Origin of the sequence: Dietzia sp. UBA5065, from assembly GCA_002415925.1 — a bacterium.
Taxonomy (GTDB): Bacteria; Actinomycetota; Actinomycetes; order Mycobacteriales; family Mycobacteriaceae; genus Dietzia.
On sequence record DIAZ01000107.1, the window covers coordinates 4,143 to 12,047 of the forward strand.

General features: G+C 72.9%; 9 protein-coding genes and 1 pseudogene. 6 read left to right on the forward strand and 4 right to left on the reverse strand.

Annotated features, from left to right (window positions below; all coding sequences use genetic code 11):
• On the reverse strand, positions 1-467 hold a 467-nt coding region (locus B4M60_RS08170; protein ID WP_291082091.1), incomplete at its 3' end, for an FAD-dependent oxidoreductase.
• The gene (locus tag B4M60_RS08175) at positions 464-1,084 is read right to left on the reverse strand and encodes a TetR/AcrR family transcriptional regulator (protein ID WP_291082093.1); all 621 of its coding nucleotides are present in this window, start codon (positions 1,082-1,084) and stop codon (positions 464-466) included. The genes B4M60_RS08175 and B4M60_RS08170, both read right to left, overlap by 4 nt.
• Before the next feature lie 125 nt (positions 1,085-1,209).
• Here B4M60_RS08175 and B4M60_RS08180 point away from each other — a divergent pair, with 125 nt between their 5' ends.
• The 3 genes from B4M60_RS08180 to B4M60_RS08190 all read left to right on the forward strand — a co-directional run bounded on the left by B4M60_RS08180 (position 1,210) and on the right by B4M60_RS08190 (position 4,447).
• Entirely contained in the window at positions 1,210-2,826 is a 1,617-nt protein-coding gene (locus tag B4M60_RS08180) for an FAD-binding oxidoreductase (RefSeq protein WP_291082113.1), read from the forward strand.
• Entirely contained in the window at positions 2,823-3,764 is a 942-nt protein-coding gene (locus B4M60_RS08185; protein WP_291082095.1) for a diacylglycerol kinase, read from the forward strand. Before B4M60_RS08180 ends, B4M60_RS08185 begins: the two co-directional genes overlap by 4 nt.
• 107 nt (positions 3,765-3,871) lie before the next feature.
• Positions 3,872-4,447: a CAP domain-containing protein gene (locus B4M60_RS08190; RefSeq protein ID WP_291082097.1), complete on the forward strand. Its 576-nt coding sequence runs from the start codon at positions 3,872-3,874 to the stop codon at positions 4,445-4,447.
• A 95-nt stretch (positions 4,448-4,542) separates the two neighbouring features.
• Here the strand turns inward: B4M60_RS08190 and B4M60_RS08195 are convergent, their stop codons facing one another.
• Positions 4,543-5,331: a pirin family protein gene (locus tag B4M60_RS08195; protein ID WP_291082099.1), complete on the reverse strand. Its 789-nt coding sequence runs from the start codon at positions 5,329-5,331 to the stop codon at positions 4,543-4,545.
• 142 nt (positions 5,332-5,473) lie between these two features.
• Between B4M60_RS08195 and B4M60_RS08200 the strand changes: the two genes are divergently transcribed.
• Both B4M60_RS08200 and dapA read left to right on the forward strand, forming a co-directional pair.
• Entirely contained in the window at positions 5,474-5,599 is a 126-nt protein-coding gene (locus B4M60_RS08200) for a hypothetical protein (protein ID WP_291082101.1), read from the forward strand.
• Between the two features lie 100 nt (positions 5,600-5,699).
• Positions 5,700-6,587 carry a 4-hydroxy-tetrahydrodipicolinate synthase gene (dapA, locus tag B4M60_RS08205; RefSeq protein WP_291082103.1) on the forward strand — a complete coding sequence of 296 codons (888 nt, stop codon included), beginning with the start codon at positions 5,700-5,702 and terminating at the stop codon, positions 6,585-6,587.
• Positions 6,588-6,629: 42 nt separating this feature from the next.
• Here the strand turns inward: dapA and B4M60_RS08210 are convergent, their stop codons facing one another.
• Positions 6,630-7,544 (reverse strand): oxidoreductase, encoded by a 915-nt coding sequence (locus tag B4M60_RS08210; RefSeq protein WP_291082105.1) that lies wholly within the window; start codon positions 7,542-7,544, stop codon positions 6,630-6,632.
• Positions 7,545-7,702: 158 nt separating this feature from the next.
• On the opposite strand from B4M60_RS08210, the pseudogene B4M60_RS08215 reads away from it, so the two are divergent.
• Positions 7,703-7,905 (forward strand): annotated as a pseudogene (locus B4M60_RS08215) (Tat pathway signal sequence domain protein); the annotation flags it as partial.

Genomic DNA, 7,905 nt, shown 5'->3' on the forward strand with positions numbered 1-7,905 from the left:
GCGGGGGTCCCGGCGAGGCGGGAGAGCAGGGTGCCGGCGACGAACCCCAGGCCCGGCAGCACGGCGCCCAGCGGCGGCGTGTCGCGGAAGACCGGCACCACCTGGGCGAGCGGGCGCACGAGGTGGGGGGCGGTGCGCTCGAGCATGATCCCGCGCTCGACGGCCGAGCGCCGGGCGATGCCGACGTTCCCGGTGGCGAGGTAGCGCAGTCCGCCGTGGGCGAGCTTGGACGACCAGCGGCTGGTGCCGAAGGCCAGGTCGTGGGCCTCGAGCAGCACGGTCTCGAGCCCGCGGGAGGCGGCGTCCAGCGCGATCCCCGCGCCCGTGATGCCGCCGCCGATCACCACCAGGTCGACGGGGGTGTCGCGGGCGCGCAGGTCGGCGAGCTCGCGGCGGCGGCGGGCGGCGGACAGGGCGGTGGTGGCCGGCGTGGTGGCCGGCGTGGCGGTGTCGGTGTGACCGGTCATAACCCGAGGTATCCCCTGATGAGTAGGTGCAGTTCCGTCCGCCAGGCGTCCGGGTCGAGCGGCGGGTCCGCCAGCGGAGCGGACAGGACCGCTCCCTGCAGGGCCAGGAAGAGCATGGTGGCGGTGCGATCGGGATCGCGGCCGGCCAGCCTCCCGTCGGTGGCGATCGCCTGCGCCAGGAGCCCGCGCAGGACGGCGATGAGGCGACGTTGGGAGGTCCCCAGCCGGTGGAGGACGTACTCGGCGATCAGCTCCGACTCGCGGCGCAGCGCGTCCAGCAGCGGGTCGGTCCGGACCTCGTCGGCCATGGTGCACAGGAGCCTGGCGAGGTCGTCGGCATCGCGGGCGTCCGGGCGGGCGGGGCCGGCGTCGCGGAGCGTGGGGTCGACCCGCTCGGCCACGGCGGCGAGCTCGCGCGTGAGCAGGTCGGCGAACAGCGCGGTGATGTCCGGCCAGTGCCGGTAGAGGGTGGTCCGCCCCACCCCGGACCGGCGGGCGACCTCGACCATCGTCGTGCGGGCGGCACCGATCTCGAGGATCGAGCCGCGCGCGGCCGTGAGGGAGCGGTCGCGGGACCGGCGCGGAGGGGCGGACCGCGGAGGGGCGGACGTCGTCACCGGCCCTCCTTGGCGGTCGTCCGCCGCGCGAGGCGCGGGCGGGGCTGTCTGAAACGGAACAGATTCTGCTTTACTGTTCCAGTATGAGCGCCACGATCCCCGCTGACAACCTGCCGCTGCCGCACATGGCCCTGTCCCGGTGGGGAACGGAGGCCGAGGCCAGGGACCTGGGCGAGGGCATCCGCGGCCTGCTGCGCGACGTGCTCGGGGTGACCGCGGCCGGCGGCGCCCGGTTCGACCCCGCCGCGGTGACGGCCTCGCCGTCGCGGCTGTCCGGCACCGACCTCGCGGCGCTCGCCGGCGTGGTGGGGGCGGGCAACGTCTCCGTCGACGACGCCCAGCGCCTGCCGCGCGCGCGGGGGAAATCGACCCCCGACCTCCTGGCCTGGCGGCTGCGGCCGGCGGTGGACTGCCCCGACGCGGTGGTCGCGCCGAGGGACGACGACGAGGTCGCCGCCCTCCTGGACTGGTGCGGACGCGAGGGGGTCGCGGTGGTGCCCTTCGGCGGTGGCACCTCCGTCGTGGGTGGCCTCACCCCGGACGCCGGTGGCCACCGGGCCGTGATCTCGCTGGACCTCGCGCACTTCGACGCCCTCGAGTCGATCGACGCGGAGTCGGGCGAGGCGGTCCTCGGGGCGGGGCTGTCCGGGCCCCGCGCCGAGGACCTGCTGGCCGCGCACGGGTTCTCGCTCGGCCACTTCCCGCAGTCCTTCCCCTACGCCACGATGGGCGGCTACGCCATGACCCGCTCGTCCGGGCAGAGCTCGGCCGGGTACGGGCGCTTCGACGAGATGGTCCGCGGGCTGACGGTGGTGACCCCGGTCGGCGTGATGGAGGCGGGCCGCGCCCCGGCCTCCGCGGCCGGTCCTGACCTCCGGCAGTGGCTTCTCGGCTCGGAGGGGGCGTTCGGGGTGTGCACCAGGGTCCGCGTGCGGATCCACCCGGTGCCGGAGGTCGTCCGGCACGAGGCGTTCCGCTTCCCCGACTTCGCGACCGGCGCCGCGGCGCTGCGTGCGGTCGAGCAGCAGGGCACCGGCCCCACGGTCATCCGGCTCTCGGACGAGGTGGAGACGATGGTCAACCTCGCCACCGCCACGGAGTCGATCGGCGAGGCGGCGGAGGGCGCGGACGGCGACGGCGCGGGCGCGGATCCCGGCGGCTGCCTGTGCCTGTGCCTGTTCGAGGGCACGGCGGAGCATGCGGAGTCGCGACTGGCCGAGACCCGCGCGGTGCTCCTGGCCCACGGCGGCGCGTCGCTGGGCCCCGGTCCGGCGCGGTCGTGGGAGCACGGCCGCTTCGGCGCCCCGGTCCTGCGCGACTCGTTGCTCGACAACGGTGCGCTGGTCGAGACCCTGGAGACCGCCACCGACTGGTCGGCGCTGCCGGCGCTGCGGGACGCCGTGGCGCAGGCGCTGACCGCCGCGCTCGAGGCGAGCGGCACCCCCGCGCTGGTCATGTGCCACATCAGCCACGTCTATCCCACGGGTGCGTCGCTCTACTTCACCGTGGTCGCCGGACAGCGCGGCCGTGACCCGATCGCCCAGTGGTACGACGCCAAGCGGGCGGCCTGCGAGGCGATCGTCGCGACGGGCGGCACCATCACCCACCATCACGCGGTGGGCGTGGACCACAGGCCCTACCTCGAGGCCGAGATCGGGGAGGTGGGCGTGCGGATGCTGCGCGCGGTGAAGAACGCGGTCGACCCGCACGGGGTGTGCAATCCGGGGACACTGATCCCGTGAGAGCGCAGCTGTCCGACCGCGAGATCCGGTCCGTCGCGGTGCTGGTCAACCCGGCGGCCGGCGGCGGCCGCGGCGCGGCGGTCGCGGGCCGGGCGGTGGATCGTCTGCGCTCGCACGGCGTGGAGGTCCGTCGACTGGACGGTGCCGACGCGGAGGACTCCCTCGCCCTCGCGCGGCGGGCGGTCGCCGACGGCGTCGACGCGCTGGTGGTGTGCGGCGGCGACGGGATGGTCTCCCTCGCGGTCCAGGCGCAGGCGTTCTCCGGCATCCCGATCGGCATCATCCCGGCGGGCACCGGCAACGACCTCGCCCGCGAGTACGGGATCCCGCTGGGGAACCCGGAGGCCGCCGCCGATGTGGTGGCGGCCGGCCGGGTCGAGTCGGTCGACCTCGGCCGGGCCACCCCGGACGGCGGCCGGCCCCACGTCTTCGCCTCCGTCCTGTGCGCTGGACTGGACTCGGCCGTCAACCGGCGGGTCAACGAGATGCGGATCCTCGGCGGCCCGCTGCGCTACGTCCTCGCCTCGATCATCGAGTTCCCGACGTACCGACCCCGACGGTTCCGGATGGCCTTCGACGTGGGGCTGCCGACGGAGGAGGTCGTCGAGACCGAGGTGCTGCTCAGCGCCTACGCGATCACCCGCAGCTACGGCGGGGATATGAAGATCGCGCCGGACGCCGACCGGTCCGACGGGCTGTTCGACGTCTGCTACGTCGGGAGGATCTCCAAGCTCCGGCTGGCGTGGCACTTCCGCCGGATCTACTCCGGCACCCATGTGGGTCTGCGGGGCGTGACCACAAGGAGGTGCCGCACCGTCCGCATCGAGGCCGACGGCGTCGAGGCGTTCGCCGACGGCGACCCCGTCGCACCGCTGCCCGTCACCCTCGAGGTGCTCCCGTCGGCGGGGCTGTTCCTGGTGCCGCGGGAGTCACTCTAGCCACATCAGCCACTCTGATCTATGCAGGTCACGGCCGTATCGCGGGCGCGTGAGCACATCGGACATTCGGTTCGCGCCAGGCGCGCCGTGACGGCATGATCACCTCCATGCGCTCCAGGTTCATCGCGTCACTCGCGACCATCTCCGTCACCTCCGCCACCCTCGTGGGTGGCGGAGTCGCGACGGCCTCCGCCCAGGCCCTGCCGTCGTTCCTCCCGCAGCAGCTGATCCCCCAGCACGTGGTGGACGGCGTCGTCTCCCAGGTCCGCGCCGCCTTCCCCGCCGAGGTGTGGGCGGCGGCCGGATCCACCGGGATGGTGTACAGGGACGTCTCCGGAGGGCTGCGTGACGGGATCGTCCGCGAGATCGACGGCTACCGGGTCTCGCGCGGGCTCGGGACTCTCGCGCCCGACGCCGCGCTCGACGCCGAGGCGCAGAGGTGGGCGGACCGACTGGCCGCCGAGGACGCCGTCTACCACAACACCGCGCTGCTCAACCGGGGCTACGGCGAGAACATCGTCGCCGCCGGGACGCACTGCGGTGCGGTCTGCCTGGTGGACCTGTGGAAGAAGTCGCCCGGGCACCACCAGAACCTGGTCGACCCGGGATACCGGTCGGCGGGCATGGGGATCGCCTACTCCGCCGGTGGAAAAGTCTTCGTGGTGCACGACTTCTCCTACTGAGCCCCCGGACTGAACCCCCGGACCGAGCCCCCGCGCTGGGCCCCCGAGCCCTCGGAACTGGCCCCCGGGGCCGACGAGGGGACCCGCCGTCCCGGTCAGTGCCCGCGGACGTCGAGCATCGTCATCCCCCGGTGCATCTCCCACACCAGGATCTCCGCGCCCTCGTCGCCGGCGGTGACGCGGCGGCCCCCCGAGGCCGTCATCCGCGCGGCGTCGCCGGTCCCGAGTACGCCCTCTCCCTCGAGCGTCACGGATCCGAGCGGGACGTAGAGGTGGAGGAACGGCGCGTCGGGGAGGTCGACGGAGCGGCCGGGCGCGAGGCGGGACGCGAGCAGGGCGGACGCGCTGTTGCGGATCCGGATGGCGGACCGGTCGGAGTAGGTGGGGAGTCCGCCGGCGACGACGGCGAGCTGGTTCTCGAGCTCGCGGGGTTCGAGCTCGAGCTGTTCATAGCCGGGATCCCCGCCGGAGGTGTCCGGGACGACCCACATCTGGACCAGGTGGACCGGGTCGCCGGGAACCAGGTCGTGCCGGATCGAGCCGTCGCGCCAGCCGTCGTTGCGCTCGGAGTGCAGGATGCCGGAGCCGGCGCTCATCCGTTGGGCCAGGCCCGGGTAGATGATCCCGCTGTGGCCCTCCGAATCCTGGTGGACGAGTGAGCCGGAGAGCACCCACGTGACGATCTCCATGTCGCGGTGGCCGTGGGTGTCGAACCCGGATCCCGCGGCGATCCGGTCGTCGTTGCTCACCAGCAGGCGGCCGAAGTGCGTGTTCATCGGGTCCTGGTGCCGGCCGAAGGAGAAGGAGTGGCGGGAGTCCAGCCAGCCGCCGCCGTCGTGCGAGCGCGAGAGCGAGCGGTGGATCCTGACCCCGGGAACGAGCATGGCGACCTCGCTAGTGAAGATGATAAGTCAACAATATTGGTGTCCGGAACACTTGTCCAGATTTGTCGGTCGTTTGGATGTGGAGCGCGCTCCGCGTGTCGTAAAGTGACAGGCGTCACAACGACGTTCCAGGAGGCCACCGATGTTGCAGAACGCCCTGTCCGCCACCCTGCGCCTGGGAGTGGCCACGACCAACGAGTTCGCGGCCCTCGTCGTCGACAACACGCTGGGGCGGTTCCTCGACACCAATCCCGACAAGGTCCGCTGACGGTCCTGTCACCGTTGCCGTCGACCCCCGCGGCCTTCCCGTCGCCGGGCGGTGCCACCGCCGGCAGGCGTGACCGATCGTGACCGCTAGGCTGGTGGCCATGTCGGACAATCCCTTCGGGCGGGTCATCACCGCGATGGTGACCCCCATGCACGACGACGGCTCGATCGACTTCGACGGGCTGCAGAGGCTCGCCGTCCACCTCGCCGACCACGGCCACGACGGCCTTCTGGTCAACGGCACCACCGGCGAGTCCGCCACCACCTCGGACGAGGAGGACTACGACTGCGTGGCCGCGGTCGTGGAGGCGGTGGGTGATCGCGTCTCGGTGATGGCGGGGTGCGGCACCAACGACACCCTGCACTCGATCCGGGCGGCGGAGGCGATGGTCGCGCGCGGAGCCGACACGCTCCTGGTGGTGACGCCGTACTACAACAAGCCCACGCAGCACGGCATCGTGGAGCACTTCCGGATGATCACCGAGGCCGCGGGCCGGCCCGTGATGGCCTACGACATCCCCGGCCGCACCGGAACGGCCCTGTCCACGGACACGATCCGCCGGCTGGCGGAGATCCCGGGGATCCGCGCGGTCAAGGACGCCAAGGGTGACCTCTTCGAGGCCAGCCGACTCATGGCCGAGACCGATCTGCTGTGGTTCTCCGGCGACGACGTCCTCAACCTCGCGTTTCTCGCGCTCGGCGCCACCGGCATCGTGTCGGTGGTCGGCCACGTCGCGGGGGACGACTACCGGGCGATGATCGACGCGGTGGACGCCGGCGACCTCCACCGTGCCCGCGAGATCCACACGCGCCTCATCCCGGCGGTCGACGCGATCATGCACACCTCGCAGGGCGCCATCCAGGTCAAGGCCGCGCTCAAGATGCAGGGCCTGATCGGGTCGGACCGGTTGCGCATGCCCCTGCTCCAGGGGCCGCCCGAGCACCTCGACAGACTCCGTGCGGGCCTCGCGGCCTCCGGGCTGGCCTGACCCACCGGACGCCCGGTCCCGCGCCCGCACCCCGCGGCGCGACTACCGGAACGCCGCCATCTCCGTGCACCGCTCCCACAGCGCGGCGGCGACCCCCGCGTCGCGCGAGCGGCTGCTCGACGAGGTGATCTTCGGGTACCCCTTGAGGCCGCCCAGTCGATCGGGTCCCACAAAGGCCCCTCCGGCCACATCGGGAACGGTCGCGGCGTAGAGCACGGACAGTGCGCCCATCTCCGGTGTGAGTCCGGCCCAGGTGAGCGAGTTGCCCAGCTCGAAGAACCGGTCGGCGAGCGGTCTGCCGCTCTGCCTGATGAGCTCGGTGGAGGTGTAGCCGGGGTGCGCGGCCACCGAACGGAGCCCGCCGCCCAGGCGATCGAGCCTGCGCTGCCATTCGTAGGCGAGCATGATGCAGGCGAGCTTGGAGTCGGCGTAGGCCGCCATCGGTCGGTATCCGCGCCGCTCCATGTTCAGGTCGTCGATGTCGATCCTGCCCCGGAGGTGGGCGAGGGATCCCAGCCAGACCACGCGGTCGGTCAGGTGGGGGACCAGTCCCGCGGTGAGCGCGTGGTGGCCGAGTGCGTTGACCCCGAACTGCATCTCGTGGCCCTGCGCGGTCCGGGAGTGGGGGAGGTTCATGACGCCGGCGTTGTTGACGAGGACGTCGATCCGGGCGCCGGTGCGGCCCGGGGCGGAGGCGGCGAGGAAGTCCTCGACCGAATCGAGGTCGGCCAGGTCGAGTCGGCGGATCTCCGCCAGTTCCCGCGATTCGGGGGGGAGCGAGTCGCGCGCGGCCTCCGCCTTGTCGAGATTCCTGCAGGCCATGATCACCTTGGCGCCCCGGGCGGTGAGGGTCGCGGTGGTGGCCAGCCCGATCCCGGCGTTGGCTCCGGTGACGACGAACGTACGCCCCGTCTGGTCAGGGACGTCGGCGGCGTTCCATCTGGGCGTGCGGCTCATGGGTACCAGTGAACCAGCCGCGCCTGCCGGGCGCGCGGGCACCCGTGTGGTAACGACCGGGGCGACTGGGCGATGTTCTTGTGTCAGACTCTCCGTAGCCGTGTGCGTCCCACGCGTCACACGCCTTTCGTCTACGACCGAGATCTCGGAGTACCTCCATGACGTTCGACCGCCGAACCTTCCTCCGCCGCGCCGGTCTCGGCGCGGCCGGCGCCGGTGCACTCGCCGCCGGCCTCACGCCCGCCGTCGGTGCGCAGTCCGCCATCCCCGCCCCGCTGGGCGCACTCCCCGGCGCGGGCGCGGGGATCCCGATCGGCACCGTGCTCGACTACGCGGCGGGCCCGCCGTCGGCGGCGTCGAT